Source organism: Yersinia sp. IP36721, from assembly GCF_003634395.1.
Lineage (GTDB): Bacteria > Pseudomonadota > Gammaproteobacteria > Enterobacterales > Enterobacteriaceae > Yersinia > Yersinia entomophaga.
Genome location: NZ_QCZL01000024.1, coordinates 40,304 through 62,775, shown reverse-complemented (window position 1 = coordinate 62,775; position 22,472 = coordinate 40,304). Strand labels below are relative to the sequence as shown.

Here is a 22,472-nt window from a genome sequence, read left to right as displayed (position 1 = left end):
GATGAAGAAACCGGGTTACACTACAATACTTACCGCTATTATGCACCGGAAGTCGGTCGGTTTATCACGCCTGACCCTATTGGGTTACTGGGTGGGTTGAATTTATATCAGTATGCGCCGAATCCACTGAGTTGGATCGATCCTCTTGGTTTAACGAAATGTTCGCCGAATAAGAAAACGACTTACGAAGGTGTCAGCCGCAGAGATGCACTCAGGCAGGCTAAACGTGATGCGGGCATACCTAATAGCCAGCAGCCTTATGAAGTTAGTAGAGCTAAATTAGGTGACGGGTATGGTGATCATGTGAGAGATAACAATGGTATTCCTTTGCAAACTCGACAATATCATTTTAAAGACGGGAATGGGTCAACTGTGGTTATTCAGGAACACAGCTTAGGTCATGCTAAAGCAACACCTTTACATGGGGCTGAACCACATTTCAATGTAAGGCCTGCTAAGAACTTGAATACAGGTGATGTTCCTGGGACTCATGGGCATTATAATTTTTAGAGGCTTATATGAATATAGTTGAACTGATAGAGAGTAAATTCCTACATTCCCTTTATCCAAATGGCATTGATGGTAATGTGTTGATTGGGCAAGTATCTTTAGATATGGCTGATCAAGTTATGTTAAGCGTTCATGTAAGTCAGATTCCAGATAAAGTGGTTGCTAAATGGGGTGAGTGGGGTAAGGATTACAATATAATTGTAATTAACGTGCTGGCGCAATTCATATCTAAGGTTGAAGTAATTAACTGGCAGAATATAAACCCGTCTCCATTGGTGATTGATGTTAAAGAAAATGGCATATACTCCCTTAGTTCTAAAGGAAGTGACTGGAATATAACCATTGATTTTAAGTCACTAACTTTCCAAAGATGTGATGTATATATAAAATAAATAAAGCCGGAAGCGAGGTTTTGTCGCATTAACATTGCTGTATCGGCAAAAATTGTTCTGCCGGTGATAGATGCTCTCCGGCAGGGTGCTGAAGTTGCCCTTTACGTATCAGGGGTCCGCTTGGAGAAAGGAAAATATCCTACGCCAAGGCTATTTCTTATCCAGCACTGTATCGGTAACTACTTGAACTGCCGACGCAGTAGCGTTTCTGCTCCGAAACTGACCGATTACGTACACCACGCTGATCGTGTGTACTAAATTAACGCTCAGCCAGAACACTCCATACATCCCTTACGATCAGAGGTTGTTCTCAACGGAGCGAAATCCACCATTAGAGCTAAAAACGCTAAACGTAGGATAATTAATGAGATGGTCACTCCCTCCCTCCTTCCCGGTACTATGCTGAGGACAGGCTTTCATTCGGCGAACCATCATGGAAAACATTGCGCTCATTGGTATCGATCTGGGTAAAAACTCTTTCCATATTCATTGCCAGGATCGTCGTGGAAAGGCTGTTTATCGTAAAAAGTTTACCAGACTAAAGCTAATAGAATTTCTGGCGACATGCCCGGCAACGACCATCGCAATGGAAGCCTGCGGAGGTTCTCATTTTATGGCGCGAAAGCTGGCCGAGCTTGGACATTTTCCAAAGCTGATATCGCCACAATTTGTCCGTCCATTCGTTAAGACCAACAAGAATGACTTCGTCGATGCAGAAGCTATCTGTGAAGCTGCATCACGTCCATCGATGCGTTTCGTGCAGCCCCGAACAGAATCTCAGCAGGCAATGCGGGCTCTGCACCGTGTCCGTGAAACCCTGGTTCAGGATAAGGTAAAAACAACCAATCAGATGCATGCTTTTTTGCTGGAATTTGGCATCAGCGTTCCGCGAGGAGCTCGCCGTTATTAGTCGACTGAGCTCCATTCTTGAGGACAGTAGCCTGCCTCTATATCTCAGTCAGTTATTACTGAAATTACAACAGCATTATCATTACTTGGTTGAACAGATTAAAGACCTGGAATCTCAGTTGAAACGAAAACTGGACGAGGATGAGGTCGGGAAACGTTTACTGAGCATTCCCTGCGTCGGAACGCTAACGGCCAGTACCATTTCCACTGAGATTGGTGACGGAAAGCAGTACGGCAGTAGTCGTGATTTTGCAGCGGCAACAGGGCTGGTTCCCCGGCAGTACAGCACCGGCGGCCGGACGACATTGCTGGGCATCAGCAAGCGAGGCAACAAAAAGATCCGAACTTTGCTGGTTCAGTGTGCCAGGATATTCATACAAAAACTGGAACACCAGTCTGGTAAATTGGCCGACTGGGTCAGGGATTTACTGTGTCGAAAAAGCAACTTTGTCGTGACCTGTGCTCTGGCAAACAAGCTGGTCAGAATAGCCTGGGCACTGACGACACGACAGCAAACTTACGAAGCATAACGAGAAATACACCAGTTTAAACAATCACTCATCTGGTTTGCGGATACTGATTATTGATGATACAAACGGCCCACCGGCCTGTTGAGGAACCTGTAAAACGGAAAGGCTCACTGAAGCCGTATAATTTCTGGAGGTTCATCAGGCGCGGAACTCATCGAGGCGCGGGAATAAAATCCCATTCAGCCGCCGGATAGATTCAAGCAAACCAACTTATCGTCAAAATCGGTGTTGCAAAAACGGGAGTGACCATAGATTCCGTTTTCCAAGCGGACCCCATATCGTTCTACCGGATACCTGACCGCCTTTCTCCCTTCGGGAAACGTGGCGCTTTCTCATAGCTTACGCTCTGGTATCTCGGCTCGATTTAGGTGGTTCGCTCCTGGCCTTATACGAACTCGACGCGACCGGGAAGCCGATAGGTAACCCTTAGTATGTAGGTATTACGAATGATTTACCTCGAAGAGCAGGGGAACACTTAGAGACTGGACGGTTAGGTGGAAGCACCGGTATGACGCCAATAGATGAAAATATCAAATACGGTCAAGCACGTGGCTATGAACAATACTATATGGAAAAATACGAGACGCGCACGGGAACTATAGGGGAGGCTGTATCTTCAACGAATCGTGGTAATAAATATAATTCGTTCAATCATAGTAGAACGGATACCCGTGCAGATTCATTTAGAGAAGCCTACGATAGCAAGAAAAAAGGTTCTGGCTGTTTAGGAAGGAAATGCTAATGAGTGACATCAAATTTTGGGGTTGGGATAAGAAGCCAAGAACTATGCTTAGGCATCTGAAATCAGGTGATATTTTTTGTTTCCAGCTACCAAATGATAAATTTGGATTTGGAAAAATTGTGGCAAAAGTTAGTGTCGGTCATGCAGCAGAAATTTTTGATTATTTTTCGCACTCCCCTGATGATTATGATAGGGCGATCTTTAACTCCGATTCAAAATCAATGCCTGTGATATTAGACAGCTATAGCCTTTTCGATAAGAAGATATCAGGAGAGTGGCGGATTATTGGGCATGACGAGAAGAACGTAATAAAACCGTTTGATGGCATATATTTCGTTTACGGTTCATTAGGTGAACGTAAGAAAGTGGATATGTTTGGCAATGTTTCTGATATTTCTGATAAAGAGTCTGAGAATTACCCACCTTACATACCTAAAAACGATTTTCATATAAAGAATATGCTCGCTCTTTAAGGAACGTAGCGCCCCTGCGGTGGGTTATGTCGCATTAAGAACTTGTCAGGTAACATGCTGTTTTTTTTATGATGCTCGCTCAATGTTATATTCATTCAGCGAGCATTCTAGGTTGGTAACAATACACCGCCCTGTCCAGTGATAACCTACTGAAAAAATTGCGGATTCTCATTTTAAACCGTGCAGTCAAATAGTTGACAAGATCAGGCTTTATCGCTGATTTTAAATTTTTTTTCGATGACATTTTTAAGCGCTCGGCATTCCAGATTCAGATCGGTAAACACCCGCTTCAGACGACGGCTTTCGTCCTCAAGGTCTTTCATTCTTTTGATATCAGAGAATTTCACCCAACCGTGCTTTTCTTTCCCGTTGTAGTCTGAGGCCTCAGAAATTCCGGCTGAGTGGCAGACATCCTTGACGGTGCGTCAGACTTCGACGGTCTTCAGGACGGCAATACTCTGGTGCCCAGCGAATCGGGCTTTTCGTATGGTGAACGCCTCAAAAGACATATTCAGTATGTCAGAATATCTTTAAAAATGAATAAGCCGTTTTGATGGGATATTGACAGGCGGGCAGGTAGTTCCGTAGGTCAATTTGGAGTGGCACACTAAAACTGGCCACCTAAGTAGACGTGATGCAACAGGGTTAGAAGTATCCCGTTATTTGAGAAGGCCCGCTAAAGCGGGCCATACTATTTACTTTACTGTAAAGCTTCCAGGATGCGGTAAGCGGCTTCGACACGCGCAGGGTTAGGATAACTTTTATTCGCCAGCATCACGATGCCAAGATTCTTCTCGGGAATGAAAGCCACGTAGCTTCCAAATCCGCCGGTTGAACCAGTTTTATGTACCCATGAGGCATTTAATGCAGGAGCAGGCGGGTTAATTTCTGTCGCACTTAGCGGTGCGAGTGCGACTTTATTATCGCTCCCACCGGCCGCGATTGCTGCTTTCATCGGCCAATTCAGCATTTCCCAACCCAGCCCCTGATACATGTCGCCCACTTGCAAGTACCGCGACTGGGCAAGCAAAATCCCCTTTCGTAGCGAGGCATCGGTTACTTCAGACGGCGCTATGTTGGCGCGCACCCAGCTTGCCATATCCTCTATTGAGGATTTCACGCCGTAGGCTTCAGCATCCAACATACCAGGAGAAACGTGAACAGCTTTCCCATCGCGATAGCCCCACGCATAGTGTTTTTCTTCACGTTGAGGAACCTGTATCCAGGTATGCGTTAGATTCAATGGCTGGAACACGCGTTTATTCATCGCCTGCTCAAAGCTCATACCTGAAGGTTTAACCGCCAATTTGCCAAACAACCCAATGCTGGCGTTTGAATAAAGACGCTTTGTGCCCGGTTCCCACTGTGGCTGCCAGGTTTCATAGTAATTCTGTAATGACGCCTCATCGGTAATGTTATCAGGTACTTGAAGCGGTAAACCACCGGCGGTATAGGTTGCCAAATTCAGCAAACTAATTCCTTCCCATTGCTTCCCTGAAAGCGCTGGCCAATATTGACTCACTGGATCACTCAGTTTAATTTCACCGCGTGCAATGGCATCTCCACCCAGTACGCCGGTGAAGGTTTTGCTCACGGAACCGAGTTCGAATAACGTCTGCTGCGTGACAGGCTGTTTGCCTGCGATATCAGCCATTCCCCAAGTAAAATAGTAAGGTTGGCCCTGATAGATCACCGCCACCGCCATGCCAGGAATGGCCTGTTCCTTCATCAAAGGAATAACAACGTTATTAACAATTCCACTCAATTTCTTTTCTGTTTGAGGCGTTGCAAACACGGAACCTGACGCGACGAGCAGCAGCGCACAGGAAAGGGTTTTATGCATCATGTCTATCTTCCATAATTAAGAGTTGAAGGGGCGTACTGGCTTAATTTGATGAATTTGGCCGCAGGTTGCAAACGATAAGATTTAGAATCTGCTTGAAGTTTTTCCTAGGAACACTGCGATGTCCGCAACTCTTGAGTCGCAACGGGTAATCTCGACACTCCATGCTATTTTTTCCAAGTAAAACATCGGCTTTTCGCTCACAACAGACGCGCACACCATTTTGACCTGCTCGCCGCGATGAATACACCGTGATGTTAGTAATGTCTTCCTCAGTAACGTGAGGACATGCCCATGAAGAAGCGTTTTTACGACGAACAGATCATTACCACGCGAGGCCGAAGCCGGGGTTTAGGCACAAAATAGAACTTAAATCGTTATTTATCACAAGCCTTTTTATAAGGCTAATAATTTAGATGAAATAGCCTTCAAACATAAAATATCATTTATTTTAAATGGAAAAGTGGAGTTCTTCTTAGTTTCGATATAATTTTTTACAAATATACCTATCGGATTTTTTGTTAAAAAATAAATTTTATAGTGTTTTATAATCGCGATTTTTATTGCCTACTTACTCTCTGAGATTTATCGCCAGACTTAACATTATCCATACAGAATACTTTCATAAAATTGAATATAACAGATGCGTTTGCTAAGTCAGCACCATAATATCATGGTCATTATAGCCATAATTTCACACATAGGCTTCAAACCCTATAGCAGTAACCGAAACAAGGAGATACATATGATTCTAAAGTTATATATACAGAATTAAACGGTGAGATAGGCAGTGTAAATTAGCTATTTTATTGCAGAAAAATCCGATTCATTCATAGCTTTTGTAAAAGTTTGTTTACTAGGTTGTAGAAATAATTTGCTTTTACTAAAGTATTTCTCATGATAGTTATACCTCGCACTTTATGAATGCTATCTAGTCTAGATGCAGTCTGCAGTGGCGATTAATTTGAGCTTCGTCATAGATAAAACTGTCAAATTCTATCCTTTGGGTACGATTTTGGCGGAGCTTGGCCCGGCATACCGCATCTTTCGTTAATAAACCTCTTGCCAGAGGGCCAAATAATGGAACGTTGGTATCTCACTTGTCATAAACCCGGAAAAAAAAATCTACTACATGCGCAAATAGCTTTAGAGCGTTTGAATATCATGGTTTTTAGCCCAATATTACGGACATATCGTTCTCGAGCCGATCGGCCAGGGCAGATCAGGCAAGTTATAGAACCGCTATTCCCCGGCTACATGTTTATCTATTTCAACCCAGAGATACATACTCCTTCAAAAGTTGAGCGTAATCCTGGCATTAGTCATCTGGTTCGTTTTGCCGGCGGATTCCCCAATATCAGTGAAGCGGTTATTGATAGCGTAATGTGTTTGCCAATGTGTTCTCAGGCAGTGTCGCATCTCAATAAAAATAACCATCAGTCAAATAATAAATTATCTTCTTTAAATTCTCAGCAACAGAAAAAATTCAAGACTTTGATAGAGGAAGAAAATGGCGAAGTTCGCAATTCTCTTTTTTATTCCTTTATTGAAGAAATTAATTAACCCTAAACTGTAATTAAAATTTAATTTTTCATTTTATATCCTATAGCCCCATCGGCCATTCAATTATAATGTCATCACGCTTGTTTAAATACACTCAAGCATGTCAAAAAAATACTTTGTTAATTGTATTTAAATAAATCACATCGCAAAAATTATTTAAAGGAAATCAATATGCAAGTATATTCTAATGCCTTCAACTTCAGCTCTTACCTCAGTGCGGATGTCGATGAGCGTACTGGTCAATATGGTAGTATTATCCGTTTAGCAACGATTTACCCTGAAGGCCCTGTAGAAAACAGTCGTGATATAAAAATTTTCTTTTCTATGTTGGACACAACCGACTCCGGCTATGGGCTCGGTTGGTCAATCAGTAATACTGAATTTGATAGCACTACATCTCGCTTAAGGCTATTAAGCGGCGAAAGTTTCCTTACCGATGCACTGCCTCCCATCAATTCATATATGAGAATCAGAGATCGTAAACTGAAAGACATAGCCGTAAGAAGACATGATGCTAATACTCTCCATGTTATTTATAAAGACGGCATGATTGATGTTTTACGCCGACCGCGACCATCAGACTCATTTAAAATAGCGCAAATAATATTTGAAAATGGCGAGCACATTTCATTCCAATATAACAACATGGGTTTCCTGTCAAAAATAGTAAATGAAGAAAGCGGTAGAGAAATATTATCAATAGAATACAACACTGGAAGAATCAGTATTTCCGACAGTTTGAAAGATAACAATCGGGTCGCTCGTACTTATTTTTCGCATACGAATGGCCACTTAACTCGAGCAACGATCCCAATCGACAGAAATGTTTTACCGCCTAATCCAAATACTCTTCCGGCCTACACATATCGCTATCAAACGTTTAGAAATGGCCTCATTGCTATTAACAATTTAAGCAATCCTATGGGCGGAGAAGACGTTATCACCTATCGGGAGAACGGGCATGCGTATGCTAATAACACATTTATTCCTAATGTCATTCAGATAACTCATCGCGCGAATGGCGGTACTGCTGATATGACACGGCAGTTCACTTTTAGCACTCATAATTTCACCGGTTTTCCCTTCAGCGGCGGGTTTGCGCAAGGGCAAGACAATCTGTATTTAGTCAGAAGCGAATACAATTACTCAACTACTGAGCAGATACTCGACAGTAACAATAGCGTGCTGCAATCTAGAGAAATTACCTTTAATCGATTCCATCTTAAAACGCTCGAAACGACCGAAAAACAGGGTAGGAGGCTGATTCGTCGATATACTTACAATGATATAACTGGGGTGATGTTTACGGATCAACCGGCCAATCTGCAATTACCAAAAGAAATTCTCACGCGATTTGAAATACGAAATAGCTCAAGTAATCGTGAAGAATCTATCAGAATGATCTCTGATGATTTTGGTAATGAGTTATCTCGGACAGAAGCCTCTGGTATTCGCTATGAATCTGATTACTTCCCGGTTGGCGGCATTGCAGGGCTATGTCCACCGGAGCCACACGGTTTATTTACCCGATTTAAAAGAGAAGAAAGAATATTTCCCTCTTCAGGCAATGAATCTACAAGAGTCACCCAGCATACTTATATACAAATAGCCAACTTCCGTAGAAATGCCAATTATGTATTGCACGCTTCAAGTGCGACCAATGGGAATCTTACGTCCCGTTTAACCTACCTCCAGAACTTCTCCAATATTGCTTTGCATGGAAGAATCCAGGAATCTGCGGCAACTTTAAATAGCCATACGACTCGCACACAATTTAGCTATACAACCAACCTTGATCGTTTAACTGAAAGCCGAAAAATTGTTGGGTATGATGCTACATTTTTGACATCTAACCGGACGATATCTCTTATCAACCACCTAGTGACCGAGGTTCAAAAAGAAGACGCAGTTAAGCTGGTTTTTGAATACGATATTAATGAAAAACTCGTCACTGAAATAGCCTCGCCTAATACACAAAATCAAGCTCGTCGGCATTATGAATATCATTTTTCCATTTCCGGCGCGCTGGCAAATATGGTGATAAATGATGCAAAAGGTGAGCGATATATTACGCGTTATGACGGTTTTGGCCGTAATCTGTCTAGCAGCGTCATAAAAAGTAACGGAGAACTATTACTGCGCCGCCGCTCCTACAATAGATTGGGTCAGCTAATTTCAGAAACAGCCTATGATCATATTAGCGGACAGGAGTTAGCATTAAATTCAGTTTATTCTTACGACGGTTGGGGGGAGCTAGAAAGAACTATACGCCCAGACGGCAGCGTAATCGTGAATGCTTACGATCCGATTCAACGAGTGCGCACTGAAGGTATAGAAGGCACTCACTATACGCGAACTTATTTTAATGCCTTCGATAAAGCCACTCGAATCCAACAAATTGATAGCGTTGGCGGCATTGTTGATCACTTCAACCGCACTTTTGATGGATTTGGTCGCTGTATTTCTGAAGTCGATATCGATGGCCACCGAACTCATTTCAGTTATGACGCTTTTGACCGTTTGGTACGAGAAAGTTACATACCTGCCGATGCAACCTCAGCGAAAGTAATCGAAACCGAATTTGTTTCTCATTCAATTGAAGCACTTAAAACCGCGATAAAAGTAGATGGGATCTTAGTTGGTAGCCGCGCCTATGATGGCGTTGGCAGATTAACGAAACAATCCAGAGGCAACGCAGGAGAATCAACCTGGTCATATCTTAATGGTTCGACTCAACCGAATTCGGCTCGTTCACCACGCGGTATCATTCAGAATTTCCAATATAATGCGCAGCTCCTTTCTTTAGAACAAGTTAAACTCGGCAGCGTAACGACGAGTGAATTTGATTTTGATCGAGTGACTGGCAATTTGATTCACACCAGTAATAACGAATTTAAGCGCGAATTACATTTCGATACGTACGGCCATCTCAATAAAGATACACAGTTATTCGATAATCAAAGCCACGCCAATAACTATCAATATTCTCCTGCCGGTCGCTTAATTACCGCTGATTCGGCTCTGCGAGATAAAGAAATGCGCAGTTATGACACCGCAGGTCGAATTGAAAAAGCCAGCGTAGGTTCGGTACATCTTACAACACATTATGACCGTTTTAGTCGAATTAGCCGCGTGGATACCTCTGCTCAGCAGGGCAATGTTATAACGGGGGTGACTTATGACGAGGCTGGGCGAGAATCTATCCGACGTATCGAACACAATGGCGCATTGCTACAAACCATAACTACCACCTATCACCAAAATGGCCTGATTGCTTCCAAGATGCTCACAAACGCCCAAGGTATCGCTATTATTGGTGAGACTTACCTTTATGATGCCTACCGCAGATTAGTCACCTATTCATGCAGCGGCCCTGAATATTCTAAAGATCAAAATGGGCGTAGTCTTCAATATCAGGCCTTTACCTATGACGCGTTAAATAATATAACGCAGGTTATCAGCCAATTTACAGATGGTACTGAGGATATTTCTACCCGTAGTTTTCAGGGACGCGACCCCACTCAGCTAACTGAAATACGCCATACCAATCCATCAAAAGTACTACACCTAAACTATGATGCTTCCGGTAATTTACTCAGCGATGGTAAAAGAAATTATCATTATGATGAACTAGAGCGTTTAATTAATGTTACTGAAAATGAAAGTCATATTTCTCGCTATCACTATGACGCTGAGGGGCGTCAAATAAAACAAAGCGCCAACGCTAATACGACAGTAGCATTCCATTATAGCGAGAATAGAATTATTGGCGCCAGCCAGGGAAATAACACGTCTCGTTTTGTCAGGCAGGAAGAAAATGTGCTGGCGCGCACGACCAGTACTCAAGGCACTGAATTATATATTAGCGACAGCGCCGCCAGTATTCGAGGGGCTCTCGGGCAGAGTAATGATATTAAACAGACCCATTATTCCCCTTACGGCATGGCGATAATTGATTCAGATAATCTGGATATTTCATTGCTAGAGCAGAGTCGCCCGGCGTTCAATGGCGAAAAGCTGGATCCAATGACTCAACTCTATCATTTGGGCAATGGACGAAGAGTTTATAGTCCGGAGCTAATGATTTTCCTTTCACCTGACCCATTAAGTCCATTCAGTGCAGCAGGTATTAATAGTTACGGTTATTGCAACGGCGATCCCATCAATTTCAGAGATCCCAGTGGACTGATTCAAATGCCGAGATGGCTAACCTGGCTATTAATTGGCATCGGTACTGCACTTACCGTTCTGACTTTTGGTTATGCTTTGGTCGGCTTTGCGGCAGCAGGGGCAACCGTAGCCACGGTTCTTGGCGTGACTGGCGGCGCATTAGGAATAGTCAGCAGCACCCTGGCAATTGCAGCGGCGGCAATGGAAGAAGTCGATGCTCGTGCCGGATGGGATCGAAGTGACACAATACAACGCCTAAGCATCGCATCGCTAACATTTGGCGTGCTATCTTTTGTTTCTGGCTTAGGTTCAGCGGGAGCAACGGTGCGAAGCACCTACCAGACCGCTCGTTCGCCTACCATTCTTTTCTCCACAGGTAGCGGCGCCGAACGCATCACATTTTCAGGAATTTCATCTACTTCAGTTGCCGCCCGCATGGGACTTTTCGAAGGTTTAAAAGCATTAGCTAATTACGATAGTTCATTAGGATTATTCGCTAGAGTCGTAGGAACCGTAGCAGGCGTCGCTTCTATCCCTCTTACAATTTTCGATATTGCCAATACTTCACACGACCTGGCAACAACCTCACCTTCTTCATCGAGTAATTTAAATGCCGAAGTACGAAGTAATCCGTTTTTACCCGCAATTGATACTATGCAAGGATCGCTGGCCAGCGCACATGAATATTATACTGAATTTGATAACCACGTAGGCCGAATCCGAGCTTCGGCTATTGAAGAGGTTTATTCTATATAAGTTTAATTTGTTATCTCCCAAGCTAAAACAATGCAGCACCTAGATATTCTATTTTTATATCTCCATATTGATTATTGGCATCACTTTTATTTATGCATGATTAGCTTATCCAGTCAGCCTGTATTTTTATAATATAGGCTTATATTTAATTTATTATCAGGAGTATCTATGAGATTTATTGATAAGAACATTATTAATTCCATTTTCAGAGCAGCCGATAACTCTAATTGGCATGGACAGGTGCATGCTTTATCTAGTGGTAGAGAATGCGTCCCGATAATGGTCAATGGCGATAAAATTATTATTGAATTTGTTTATCCTTCACACTTCAGAGAAGAAGTATTTTTTAATGATAATTTTTCAACTGATGGGGATGGATATTATTTCATACCTAAAATAGATCATAGATTTATTTCTATTTGGTTTGGAGGAACCACCCCGGAAGAAGGCTTCGCTGAGATCTGCGTATTAGATAAAAGCAGATTCAATTATGAAAATATAGAGTTTGCAAAAATGCTGCAGTTAGCAGTTAAAGTTTATTTTGAAAATTACCCTAGCGCTAATCAGTATTTTTTTGAGTCAGATAGTCAGTTCAGTAATTTTATTGAGCATCAAGTATTCAATGCCGACCAAAAATTAACGGACAGAGTTAAAGTCGACATGATAAAGGAAATCTCACCGCCATTTTATGGCTTCTCAGTTTTCAAAGATTAATATCGGGGTTTAAAATGAATAATGTGAATATTAGTCAGTTTACGATCACTTTACCCGGCAGTAATCAGTTTTATGCTAACGGTCGTCAACAAATGCCAGTTTTGATCACGATTCAAAAACAGGAATTCAGCGGGAGCGGTTGGAATAATGTCGATCTCAATGATGAAGAAAAAAGGAGCGTCACCGTTCGCGAAATTAATCGGGACAACCTGCCAGTCGGTTGGGATGTTGATCAGGCTCCCAACGGCTATTCGCAAGGTATAAGAGGACTTTCGTACGAAGAGATGGATAGAGAAATCGATAATAATACCGAACGATCTGGCCCCGAACCTTTCGCAGGTGCCACGCGTATATTCCGGTATTTGCGATCAAATCAACGGGTAGAAACAAGAATATTTATGGCTGCAGTGACTATCCAGTTCCGTGACGCCAATAATCAACTTCAACGCCGGGTTATTACGACTAGTTTTAATGCTGATGGTATGGTTTTTTCGAGCTCTATTTCTCTCCTTCCCGTGCCACCATTAAGAATTCTCGCCTCTGCGCTAAATAGAGATGTTGATATTGGCCATTCACGTAGTGATTCTAAAGGGCATTGGGCGCAGGTCGATGTGTATTATTGGACATTACCTTCAGGAGTCAGGGTCCATTCGGATACAGCGTTTAATTCTGGTAATACTACTTTACGTAATAACTTGAGGATATTCTTCGATTCGGGCCGTTATACCAGCGGCTGGATGGCTAGAAATAGAACAAGCCTTCGTGTTAATGAGATAAGATCCGATAACTCTTCTGCATTAGTTAATTTACGTCATGGACATGGCGATATTCGTGCAATTAACTATTACAATAATAGGAACAACCAGAACATTATTATTAATGGCCAGGTATCTGTTGATATTATTGATAACTTTGGTAATCTGCATCAATTCTCCCTTCGTACAATAAATAATCAAGATGTGGTTATTAGCAACCGATAGTGGTTATTTTATGCCTTGATTATTTCAAGGCATATATCCATTTCCGCCTAATATATTAATTAGAGGTATTGGCATGAACAAAAGGAGAGTAGTGGTAACCGGTTATGGGGCTTTAACTTCTTTGGGGGAAAATAGCGCAACCGTATGGTCATCTATTATGAACGGGAATTTAGGCTATAAACCCTACGCATTTAAGAATCCGTTAATTAAAGCTAAATTCTTTGCATTTTTACCTGAATATAATGAACGCTATGGTTTTATTCCTAAACGTATTTCCCGCGCACTGCCTGTTTTTGCCAAAAATGCATTGGTTGCAGCCTATGAAGCAATTCTTATGGCGTTTAAACAACCTGAAGCCATAGCCGAATACTACGCGGCTCGCGAATGCGGAGCCATCATTGGCACCGGTTGGGGCGGGTTAGATGAAGCATATATTCTACGCGATAGTTATCGTGATACGGGCTTTGGTAATCCATTAGGCACGCTGATCTCAATGCCCAGTATTGCCACCGCGGCCTGTACGTTAATGTGGAATATGCGGGGTTATCAAAATACGATAAGTGCAGCCTGCGCCACTGGTTCTATTGCAATAGGCGAAGCCTATGAAGCAATCCGCCAGGGACGCGCTCAAATGATGCTCGCTGGCGGTTCAGAAACATTACGTCATGAAACAAATATTTGGAATATTGATGCACTGAATGCGCTTAGCAGAGAGCAGAGCGATATTCGTCGTGCCTGCTGCCCATTTGATCGTCGTCGTTCGGGTTTTGTACTGGCCGAAGGGGCAGCAGTGCTTTGCCTGGAAGAATTGGAACATGCTCAAAACCGTGGGGCTAAAATTCTCGGCGAAATTACGGGTTACGGCAATTTTTCCGATGCCACGGATTACACCTCCCCGGCTACAGACATGCAAGCACGAATTGATTCAATGTTATTTGCATTACAGCAAGCTGGCCGATCGCCAACCGAGATTAACTATATTAATGCCCACGGAACCTCAACACAGCTAAATGACCTCAATGAATCCAATACGATTAAAGCCGTATTTAAACAGGCCGCTTACGATATCCCTATTTCCAGTACGAAAGGTTACTCAGGCCATTTGATTTCAGCCGCAGGTAGCTTTGAGTCAATTATCTGCCTGAAAGCGATTGAAACCGAGATATTGCCAGCCACAGTCAATTTAATCGAGCCCGATCCCTTATGCGATCTGAATTACTTACCGCTGACGCATAAAAAGAACAGTCCCGTGGATACAACACTAAACCTAAGTTTCGGTTTTGGCGGGGCCAATGCCGTGCTAGTCATTGAGAGGTTCCGTTGATATGAAGCTCTACTTCGATGAACAAGCTATTGCAGACTGGGCCGATTATTCAGGTGACTATAATCCTATTCACTTTAGCTTATCTCACGCTCAGGCAATGGGTTCTGCGAATATTGTCGCCCATGGAATGTTAGCTTTAATGCATATCCAACATCGTTTAAGCCTAGATGATATACAACCGAACCAAGATTGGGTTGCGATAAAAACTTTATTCCGTTCACCGGTATTACAAAAACTTCATTATGAATTGGCAATAAAAAAGAAAAATCAGCGTGATTACTTTCTCTTATTCTCTGAAGATAGATCTTGTGAAGCTATTACGGGCAGCCGGTATAAAACGCATCCCATGGAGAAAATCACAGAATATTCCCCAGAAGATGTTCTCATTGAACACTCGCTATATGAGGAGAAAAAAGCATTATTCGAAACCACATACCCCTATTTCGACTCTGCGTGGCTTTTTATGGACTCTCTTGTTTTCACTCGTTTTTCGCAGAGTGAATTTCTGTTTGTTAACATTTGCCATTTACTTAATAACCCACAAATAAAGCAGCAAAGCGATCTATTCGCTGAACTGAGAGTATTACAAACCACCCATAGGGTTTTGGTTGCACCCGACTTCTTTAAAGTGAAAATATCTGGCCTGGATTCCTCTCTCAACATTCGATTTAGATTATGTCAACCGATTATGATTAGCTCTTCTCAAAATATTATTTCTTCTTTATTTCAACTTAAAGTCATTATCAATGGACAATTTGTTATGCAGTCAGATATAGGAATTCAAATTCAGTCTAAATAATAACACTTAAATTATAAACCATTAAAAGGACAAGCTATGTTTAATGAAAATCAGGTTTTTGAAACGATGAAAGATTGGATTCTTACCATGAAAGATCTGGAGGAAGATCAAATTACTCCGAATGCTGATTTCAGGCAACTTGGCTTTGATAGCCTCGATTTTGTAGAGTTTCAATTCAATATACAAAAAGATTATAATATTGAGTTAAAACCCGAATTATTGACATCTCAGAAAATAACTAATTTACATCAGCTAATCCAATATATTATTTCCGAGTCAGAATTGAATAATACAGACAGTAGATCACTCGATGTTTAGGCAGCGGGAACGTTTTTATTCCACTGTCCGGCGATAGTCACGGCTGTGACGGCAGTTTTAATACAATTCAGACAACCCAAAACCCGGCGAAAAAAGTATCATTTGACGCTTATTTTCGCCAAAAACAGAATTTAGTCCCCTCCTCTCTGTTCGCTACGCGGTGTTCGCCATCAGATAATATTAGTGATAGGTCTCAATTATCCCGATTTGTCGGAGGTCATGCGGTTCTATTCTATATAAGCCATAAATCAATAAGGTATAAAAATATCGACCAGCCGATGATCCCACCGCCAGACTGGCCAGATTGAACAAGAAGATTACCTATATCGCTAAATTTGGCCCTTGGGGGGGGGTTACAGCTATCTGGAATTACGGCTTCAGGCCGCCAGACAATTAATGTTGCTGATGACAGTGCTAGAACCTTTATTCATGATATGAAAAAGACGACTGGATTAAAACATGATGACATCAATAAAGATCTGATTGTGAAAGAAATCCAACATAAAAATTTTCTCGATGCTTTATTATTTTCCGATAACACGAAAAAAAAATACAGCCTCACTCCTGTTATTACAAAGGATATAACCAAGAACTCAACCAGAGATATGCTTGTTTTCTCACGAGAAAACTGCTTGAAGATGGAAATGCTCATTACAGATATGATTTTTTAATTCTCACATGGAAATTATCCTAATGATTAACATCATAGGTGGAGTAAGTTAATATGATATTTAAAGCGAGTAAAGTTAAATTATGGCTTATATGCTTTCGGTTAAGAAATAAAAAATAGCAATGTAATTACTATGACCAGCCTAAGTTTGTTGAATGTAATTTAAAAGATTATTACCATTATTTTTCTTACACACCTGGTTTAATAAAATCATACAGATATTGAACACCACAGGCTTTACCTATCACCTCAACCAAATAACCAATGCATATTGCTTCCTGACCAAGAGGTCTTACACTGTGTCAATCAGTGGAGCCAAAGAAGAATAGGACGCTATGTTACCCACTCACGAATATGCCAACGATCTGATTCTTTTTGTATTAATTGTCGATTGCGGTTCGTTTAGTAAAGCAGCCGAAGCCGCCGGTATCACCAGTTCCGTGGTCAGTAAACGTATCGGCCGTCTGGAGAAATCTTTAGGTGCCCGCCTGCTTTATCGCACCACGCGCAGCCTGCGACTTACCGAAAATGGTCAGGTGTTGTATCGCCATGCACGCGAAATCAGCACCAAAATTCAGGATGCTTTGTATGCGGTCAGTGAAAAAAGTGATGAGTTAGCTGGCGTTATTCGTATGTCAGTACCCACTATTTCTGGAGAATTACTGCTGAGCGAATGCGTGGCCGAGTTTTGTAGCCAACATCCTAATTTGAAGATTGAAATGCGGCTGGAAAACCGCTTTGTCGATCTGGTCAACGAAGGTATCGATCTGGCTATTCGCACCGGCACCATGCCTGACTCCAGCCTGATTGCGCGTCCTATTCTCGATTCTCGCTGGGTCATTGTCTGTTCACCCGGTTATTTGGAGCTGCATCCAGAACCTCGTTCGGCGAAGGAATTGCTTAATCATAATTGTCTGACTTACACCTATCAGGAAAGTGGTACAGCCAACTGGTTAATGAAACAACCCGGTAGCAGCGAAATCTATGAAATGCAGGTGAATGGAAATCTGTCAGTAAATAATGCCAGAGCCATTCGAAAAGCCGTTATCAGTGGTCACGGCATTGCTATGGTGCCGCGTTGTATGGTGTATGAAGATATTCAGGACGGAAAATTGATCGAAATTCTGGCTGGCCACTGCGGTAAAGTTTTGGGCGTTTATGCAGTTTATCCTTATACCCGTAATTTACCGTTGAAAACCCGCCTGCTCATCGAGCATATCATTACTTCCTATAAGAATATCAGCCACTATTTTTGAAAATATCATCTGATTACCCCATTTTCCCGCTAGATTCCCCCCGATGATTAGGCCATTTTTGGATATAGTCTATGGCCTAATCCTGCCTAATTAATGTGAACCAACACATTCCTCACACAAAACAAACAATCTAACAATCTGATTATTAAAAGTTATTTGAAAATAAATTTCCTGAATGGATTGTTGAATTATGCCTAAATTTCACACTAATTAATTGTTGCGAAAATGCAGCGTAGTACATCTGCAAAGGTTGCGATTAGAATAATAATGTTTAGCTAATTAACCTTTTGGCTACATCTCTATCCATCTAAAAAAATAATAACCCTGAGGATGATATGTCCCTTTTTTTTAGTATTTCTCCAATCGTTCTGTTGATTTGGATGATGACCAGGCGTAACGGAATCCCATCCTATATCGCTCTGCCACTGACCGCCGTCGTGGTTTATTGCGTGCAATTATTCTGGTTCAACAGCGCGCCGCTGTTGCTGCACGCCAATATTATTACCGCGCTAGTTTCCGTATTTACCCCTATCACCATTATTGCTGGCGCAATTTTGTTGAATAAGCTGATGCAGGTTAGCGGCGCAGAAAACGTGGTACGTAACTGGCTGGAAAATATCAGCCCTAACCCAGTTGCTCAGCTGATGATTATCGGCTGGGCATTTGCATTCATGATTGAAGGTGCCAGCGGATTTGGCACACCGGCTGCCATCGCGGCACCAATACTGGTTGGGCTGGGATTCAACCCTCTACGCGTAGCCTTATTGACGCTGATTATGAACTCGGTGCCGGTATCATTCGGTGCCGTCGGCACGCCTACCTGGTTCGGCTTCGCTAACCTCGGTCTTTCCGATGAAAGCCTGCTGGAAATCGGCCGTCAAACCGCACTGATTCATTTTGTCGCCGCTTTTGTCATCCCATTGCTGGCATTACGTTTTATCGTTTCTTGGCAGCAAATTCGCGGCAACCTGATTTTCATCTATCTCAGCGTATTGAGCTGCACTCTTCCCTACCTACTGCTAGCGCAAGTTAACTATGAATTCCCCGCATTGATAGGCGGAGCTATTGGTCTAGCGCTTTCAGTATTGTTGGCACGTATGGGAATCGGGCTAACCCGAACGGATAGAAAAGATACGGCAACGGCAGTTCCTTTCTTGCAGGTGATCAAAGCCATGACACCGACCTTGCTACTCATTGCCATTTTGATTGTCACCCGCATTCATCAGCTAGGGCTAAAAGCGTTACTCAATAATACGGCTACGCTATGGCAAGGCAGCTTAGGCTGGCTAGGTGAGCTAAGCATCAGTAAGGCATTGATTATCAACTTACAACAAGTGCTGGGAACCTCTGCAGCTGCGGGTTACAAAACCCTGTATGTCCCGGCGCTGATACCTTTCCTGTTAGTGGTTCTGCTGTGTATTCCGCTATTTAGGCTGAGCGGCACACAGGTTAAACATATGTTTAGCGAAACCGCATCACGGATATCCAAACCGTTTATTGCCCTGTTCGGTGCGCTGGTAATGGTCAATATGATGATGCTGGGCGGTGACAACGCTCCCGTCATTTTAATTGGTAAAGAGTTAGCAGCTATTACCGGCGAGAGTTGGCTCATGTTCTCTTCATTCCTTGGGGCGTTAGGTTCGTTTTTCTCCGGTTCGAACACCGTGTCTAACCTGACTTTCGGCGGGATTCAGCAATCCATAGCGCTGAGCAGCGGGCTGAATGTCAATCTAACCCTGGCACTACAATCCGTAGGTGGAGCCATGGGTAATATGGTGTGCCTGAACAATATTATCGCCGTTTGTTCGATTTTAGGCCTCAGTAACGCCGAGGGGAAAATCATCAAAAAAACGCTTCTGCCCATGCTGGTTTACGGTGCGATAGCCGCAGGAATGGCAGTGATTCTGGCTCCCTGAGAGTAAAAATTAAGTTAACGTTTCAAACTAAGGTACAGATCATGATTATCTCCGCTTCAACCGATTACCGGGCCGCAGCACAGGCTAAACTTCCGCCTTTTCTGTTCCACTATATTGACGGTGGAGCCAACGCGGAGCATACGTTAAGGCGTAATACCGAAGATTTAGCCGGTATTGCACTGCGGCAGCGCGTGTTAAAAAACATGTCCGAGCTGAGTCTGGAAACCAGATTATTCGATGAAACTTTGTCAATGCCGGTTGTTTTGGCACCGGTTGGTTTAACCGGCATGTATGCACGCCGTGGCGAAGTGCAGGCGGCACGAGCGGCGGCTAAAAAAGGGATCCCATTTACCCTATCCACCGTTTCGGTTTGCCCGATAGAAGAAGTGGCACCGGCTATAGATCGGCCTATGTGGTTCCAGCTTTACGTCTTAAAAGACCGTGGTTTTATGCGGAATGCGCTTGAACGAGCCAAAGCTGCCGGAGTGAAAACGCTAGTATTTACCGTAGATATGCCGGTTCCTGGCTCGCGGTACCGCGATGCTCATTCCGGCATGAGCGGCCCAAATGCGGCAGCCCGCCGTATTTTGCAGGCCATGACTCATCCGCAATGGGCATGGGACGTCGGAATATGCGGCAAACCGCACGATTTGGGCAACGTATCGGCCTATCGCGGTACGCCGACCAATCTGGAAGATTATATCGGCTGGATTGGGACTAATTTCGATCCTTCAATTTCATGGAAAGATCTGGAGTGGATTCGAGAATTCTGGCAAGGCCCTATGATTATTAAAGGTATTCTCGATGCGGAGGATGCCAAAGACGCGGTTCGATTTGGTGCCGATGGTATCGTGGTTTCCAACCATGGTGGCCGCCAGTTGGACGGCGTACTTTCTACCGCCCATGCTCTGCCAGCCATTGCTGACGCGGTAAAAGGCGATCTGAAAATATTCGCAGATTCGGGAATTCGCAGCGGTCTGGACGTGGTTCGAATGATTGCGCTGGGAGCTGACAGCGTGATGCTGGGCCGCGCTTTTGTTTATGCTTTGGCTGCCGCCGGTGAAGCCGGTGTCGCTAATTTGCTGGAGCTATTCGATAAAGAAATGCGCGTAGCGATGACGCTCACCGGAGCGAGAAATATTGCAGAAATCGGCGCAGGTTCTTTAGTTAAAAACGCCCTTTAAAGCCAAAAGGCCACTCTGATAATAAGGAGTGGCCAGAAATTCCGAACGCAGAAACCCTATATATTTGGATAATATTCCAGAGGGAAAATCTCAGAAAATAAATATATTATTGGGATTGGTTCTCTTATTATCTTATCAGGCTGTAGCCACTTCTTTTTATAACGAAGAGGATGCATTAAGAGTGCATTTAAGAAACGGTCTTCGGCAGGGGAACGCCCCAGTACTGGCAGTGAGAAAGATATTTATGCCTGAGTTCAGGGGCTGCGCTGGAATATAGTAGTCAATACTTAGAGGATATCATTGGTGCAGATATCGGCGGGTTTTATGTTTATAAATTGCGTCGGGAATGCTGTACCACGCTATCAACGAGAATTAGCCAAATAATACAACGCTGAAATCGAGGTCGTTTCCCTAATACTCTCGCGACAAATCTACCCCGGCAGGGAAATAAAAGAGAGCTATAGCGCTCTCTTTTATCATTGAAGCCTTAAGCACTATTACTGATTGGGTTTTTCAGTAATGTAATAAGATATCTGAACATCAGAAAATCCGTTGGCAAGCCCGTTAGCTATCTTTTTATCTATCGCGGTGCCCGAATTGATCAAAGCGCGACCATTTTCACTATAAAGAATATTTTTCCGCTCAGCATCGGTGTAAGTGGTACATTCTTTATAAACCGTATCGAACATATTGTTATATATACTCACCGCCTCTTGCATATTTTTTAGTGCGTCAGGCTTGAGGAAGTTGCTGTTTTCATTAGCCACGGCGGCAGGGTGCAGCAGGAAAGAAGCTCCTTTCATTGATAGACGTTCCGCACCAGCGCAGTAAAATAAGGTTGCAGAGGAACCGACCATAGATAAATTCACCGTAGTAACCGGAACCGGTGAGCTTTTAATCGCCTCATAAGCCATATAGCCACTGTCCATATCACCACCATAACTATTGATGTAGACATAGATTTTTTTCAGTTTTGGGTAATTAGCATTGATTTCATCGAGAACAGAGATGAATTCTACGGTCTTATTTTCCGTCACATCGCCGGAGTACAGCACCTTGGCATATTCTATATTGCCCGGTTTGATATTGTTTTTTTTGATTACCGCAATATCCGCAAATGATTGCAGCGGGAGAAAACTCAAGGACAATACCGAGAGAGTTTTAAATAAAATACCAGACATAAGATTCCTTTCTATTGATAGATGACCGGTGAGTATTATTTTATTTTACCGCGTAACAATGCAATTTTTTTCTTACCGCAGTTTATGCTTTGTGTAGCCTTGGGTAAATTTAATCCGCAGAATATCTGAGGGAAACTCGCCTCAATCAGCATGAAAAGGAAAAGAATCAGCCTATTTTTGATATAAAAAAGCCGGAGAAACGATCGCTCTCCGGCTAGCATCATTGGTACGTTTAAAACCAA

General features: G+C 42.9%; 17 protein-coding genes and 2 pseudogenes. 16 read left to right on the top strand and 3 right to left on the bottom strand.

The window, feature by feature from the left end:
- From DBA33_RS16705 to DBA33_RS16685, 5 genes and pseudogenes are all read left to right on the top strand, one after another.
- A partial coding sequence (locus tag DBA33_RS16705; RefSeq protein WP_240442719.1) for an HNH/endonuclease VII fold putative polymorphic toxin occupies positions 1 to 510 on the top strand: 510 nt, incomplete at its 5' end.
- Between the two features lie 8 nt (positions 511 to 518).
- Positions 519 to 902, top strand: coding sequence for a hypothetical protein (locus DBA33_RS16700; protein WP_120806845.1), 384 nt, complete (start codon positions 519 to 521; stop codon positions 900 to 902).
- 433 nt (positions 903 to 1,335) lie between these two features.
- Positions 1,336 to 2,341: pseudogene (locus tag DBA33_RS16695) on the top strand (IS110 family transposase).
- Positions 2,342 to 2,849: 508 nt separating this feature from the next.
- Positions 2,850 to 3,083 carry a hypothetical protein gene (locus tag DBA33_RS16690; protein ID WP_205582784.1) on the top strand — a complete coding sequence of 78 codons (234 nt, stop codon included), beginning with the start codon at positions 2,850 to 2,852 and terminating at the stop codon, positions 3,081 to 3,083.
- Positions 3,083 to 3,556 carry an Imm26 family immunity protein gene (locus tag DBA33_RS16685; RefSeq protein WP_162975231.1) on the top strand — a complete coding sequence of 158 codons (474 nt, stop codon included), beginning with the start codon at positions 3,083 to 3,085 and terminating at the stop codon, positions 3,554 to 3,556. Before DBA33_RS16690 ends, DBA33_RS16685 begins: the two co-directional genes overlap by 1 nt.
- 187 nt (positions 3,557 to 3,743) lie before the next feature.
- Here the strand turns inward: DBA33_RS16685 and DBA33_RS21000 are convergent.
- Positions 3,744 to 4,044: pseudogene (locus DBA33_RS21000) on the bottom strand (transposase); the annotation flags it as partial.
- A gap of 212 nt (positions 4,045 to 4,256) precedes the next feature.
- On the bottom strand, positions 4,257 to 5,402 hold the full coding sequence (gene blaYRC, locus DBA33_RS16680) for a YRC family class C beta-lactamase (RefSeq protein WP_120806843.1): 1,146 nt from the start codon (positions 5,400 to 5,402) through the stop codon (positions 4,257 to 4,259).
- A gap of 1,077 nt (positions 5,403 to 6,479) precedes the next feature.
- Between blaYRC and DBA33_RS16675 the strand changes: the two genes are divergently transcribed.
- The 11 genes from DBA33_RS16675 to lldD all read left to right on the top strand — a co-directional run bounded on the left by DBA33_RS16675 (position 6,480) and on the right by lldD (position 21,049).
- Entirely contained in the window at positions 6,480 to 6,962 is a 483-nt protein-coding gene (locus tag DBA33_RS16675; protein ID WP_120806842.1) for a transcription termination/antitermination NusG family protein, read from the top strand.
- Positions 6,963 to 7,133: 171 nt separating this feature from the next.
- Positions 7,134 to 11,888, top strand: a complete 4,755-nt coding sequence (locus tag DBA33_RS16670; RefSeq protein ID WP_120806841.1) for an RHS repeat-associated core domain-containing protein — start codon at positions 7,134 to 7,136, stop codon at positions 11,886 to 11,888.
- 168 nt (positions 11,889 to 12,056) lie between these two features.
- Positions 12,057 to 12,602 carry a hypothetical protein gene (locus DBA33_RS16665; protein ID WP_064516741.1) on the top strand — a complete coding sequence of 182 codons (546 nt, stop codon included), beginning with the start codon at positions 12,057 to 12,059 and terminating at the stop codon, positions 12,600 to 12,602.
- A 14-nt stretch (positions 12,603 to 12,616) separates the two neighbouring features.
- Positions 12,617 to 13,582 (top strand): hypothetical protein, encoded by a 966-nt coding sequence (locus DBA33_RS16660; RefSeq protein WP_064516739.1) that lies wholly within the window; start codon positions 12,617 to 12,619, stop codon positions 13,580 to 13,582.
- Positions 13,583 to 13,655: 73 nt separating this feature from the next.
- A complete protein-coding gene (locus DBA33_RS16655) occupies positions 13,656 to 14,906 on the top strand; it encodes a beta-ketoacyl-[acyl-carrier-protein] synthase family protein (RefSeq protein WP_064516737.1) in 1,251 nt (416 codons plus the stop codon).
- A 1-nt stretch (position 14,907) separates the two neighbouring features.
- Complete coding sequence (locus tag DBA33_RS16650; protein WP_064516735.1) at positions 14,908 to 15,705, top strand: MaoC/PaaZ C-terminal domain-containing protein; 798 nt, start codon at positions 14,908 to 14,910, stop codon at positions 15,703 to 15,705.
- A gap of 36 nt (positions 15,706 to 15,741) precedes the next feature.
- Positions 15,742 to 16,023, top strand: a complete 282-nt coding sequence (locus DBA33_RS16645; RefSeq protein ID WP_064516733.1) for a phosphopantetheine-binding protein — start codon at positions 15,742 to 15,744, stop codon at positions 16,021 to 16,023.
- Between the two features lie 335 nt (positions 16,024 to 16,358).
- Complete coding sequence (locus DBA33_RS16640) at positions 16,359 to 16,694, top strand: 2OG-Fe dioxygenase family protein (RefSeq protein ID WP_162975230.1); 336 nt, start codon at positions 16,359 to 16,361, stop codon at positions 16,692 to 16,694.
- A gap of 334 nt (positions 16,695 to 17,028) precedes the next feature.
- On the top strand, positions 17,029 to 17,949 hold the full coding sequence (locus DBA33_RS16635; RefSeq protein ID WP_064516729.1) for a LysR family transcriptional regulator: 921 nt from the start codon (positions 17,029 to 17,031) through the stop codon (positions 17,947 to 17,949).
- Positions 17,950 to 18,284: 335 nt separating this feature from the next.
- Positions 18,285 to 19,865: an L-lactate permease gene (locus DBA33_RS16630; RefSeq protein WP_064516727.1), complete on the top strand. Its 1,581-nt coding sequence runs from the start codon at positions 18,285 to 18,287 to the stop codon at positions 19,863 to 19,865.
- A 41-nt stretch (positions 19,866 to 19,906) separates the two neighbouring features.
- Positions 19,907 to 21,049, top strand: coding sequence for an FMN-dependent L-lactate dehydrogenase LldD (lldD, locus tag DBA33_RS16625; protein ID WP_064516725.1), 1,143 nt, complete (start codon positions 19,907 to 19,909; stop codon positions 21,047 to 21,049).
- 497 nt (positions 21,050 to 21,546) lie between these two features.
- Here the strand turns inward: lldD and DBA33_RS16620 are convergent, their stop codons facing one another.
- Positions 21,547 to 22,230: an ATP-dependent Clp protease proteolytic subunit gene (locus DBA33_RS16620; RefSeq protein WP_064516723.1), complete on the bottom strand. Its 684-nt coding sequence runs from the start codon at positions 22,228 to 22,230 to the stop codon at positions 21,547 to 21,549.
- Positions 22,231 to 22,472: the final 242 nt, after the last annotated feature.

Excerpts from the sequence above, each read along its gene's own strand:
- DBA33_RS16700 (WP_120806845.1), top strand. The coding sequence starts at position 519 with ATGAATATAGTTGAACTGATAGAGAGTAAATTCCTACATTCCCTTTAT.
- DBA33_RS16690 (WP_205582784.1), top strand. The coding sequence starts at position 2,850 with ATGACGCCAATAGATGAAAATATCAAATACGGTCAAGCACGTGGCTAT.
- DBA33_RS16685 (WP_162975231.1), top strand. The coding sequence starts at position 3,083 with ATGAGTGACATCAAATTTTGGGGTTGGGATAAGAAGCCAAGAACTATG.
- blaYRC (WP_120806843.1), bottom strand. The coding sequence starts at position 5,402 with ATGATGCATAAAACCCTTTCCTGTGCGCTGCTGCTCGTCGCGTCAGGT.
- DBA33_RS16675 (WP_120806842.1), top strand. The coding sequence starts at position 6,480 with ATGGAACGTTGGTATCTCACTTGTCATAAACCCGGAAAAAAAAATCTA.
- DBA33_RS16670 (WP_120806841.1), top strand. The coding sequence starts at position 7,134 with ATGCAAGTATATTCTAATGCCTTCAACTTCAGCTCTTACCTCAGTGCG.
- DBA33_RS16665 (WP_064516741.1), top strand. The coding sequence starts at position 12,057 with ATGAGATTTATTGATAAGAACATTATTAATTCCATTTTCAGAGCAGCC.
- DBA33_RS16660 (WP_064516739.1), top strand. The coding sequence starts at position 12,617 with ATGAATAATGTGAATATTAGTCAGTTTACGATCACTTTACCCGGCAGT.
- DBA33_RS16655 (WP_064516737.1), top strand. The coding sequence starts at position 13,656 with ATGAACAAAAGGAGAGTAGTGGTAACCGGTTATGGGGCTTTAACTTCT.
- DBA33_RS16650 (WP_064516735.1), top strand. The coding sequence starts at position 14,908 with ATGAAGCTCTACTTCGATGAACAAGCTATTGCAGACTGGGCCGATTAT.
- DBA33_RS16645 (WP_064516733.1), top strand. The coding sequence starts at position 15,742 with ATGTTTAATGAAAATCAGGTTTTTGAAACGATGAAAGATTGGATTCTT.
- DBA33_RS16635 (WP_064516729.1), top strand. The coding sequence starts at position 17,029 with ATGTTACCCACTCACGAATATGCCAACGATCTGATTCTTTTTGTATTA.
- DBA33_RS16630 (WP_064516727.1), top strand. The coding sequence starts at position 18,285 with ATGTCCCTTTTTTTTAGTATTTCTCCAATCGTTCTGTTGATTTGGATG.
- lldD (WP_064516725.1), top strand. The coding sequence starts at position 19,907 with ATGATTATCTCCGCTTCAACCGATTACCGGGCCGCAGCACAGGCTAAA.
- DBA33_RS16620 (WP_064516723.1), bottom strand. The coding sequence starts at position 22,230 with ATGTCTGGTATTTTATTTAAAACTCTCTCGGTATTGTCCTTGAGTTTT.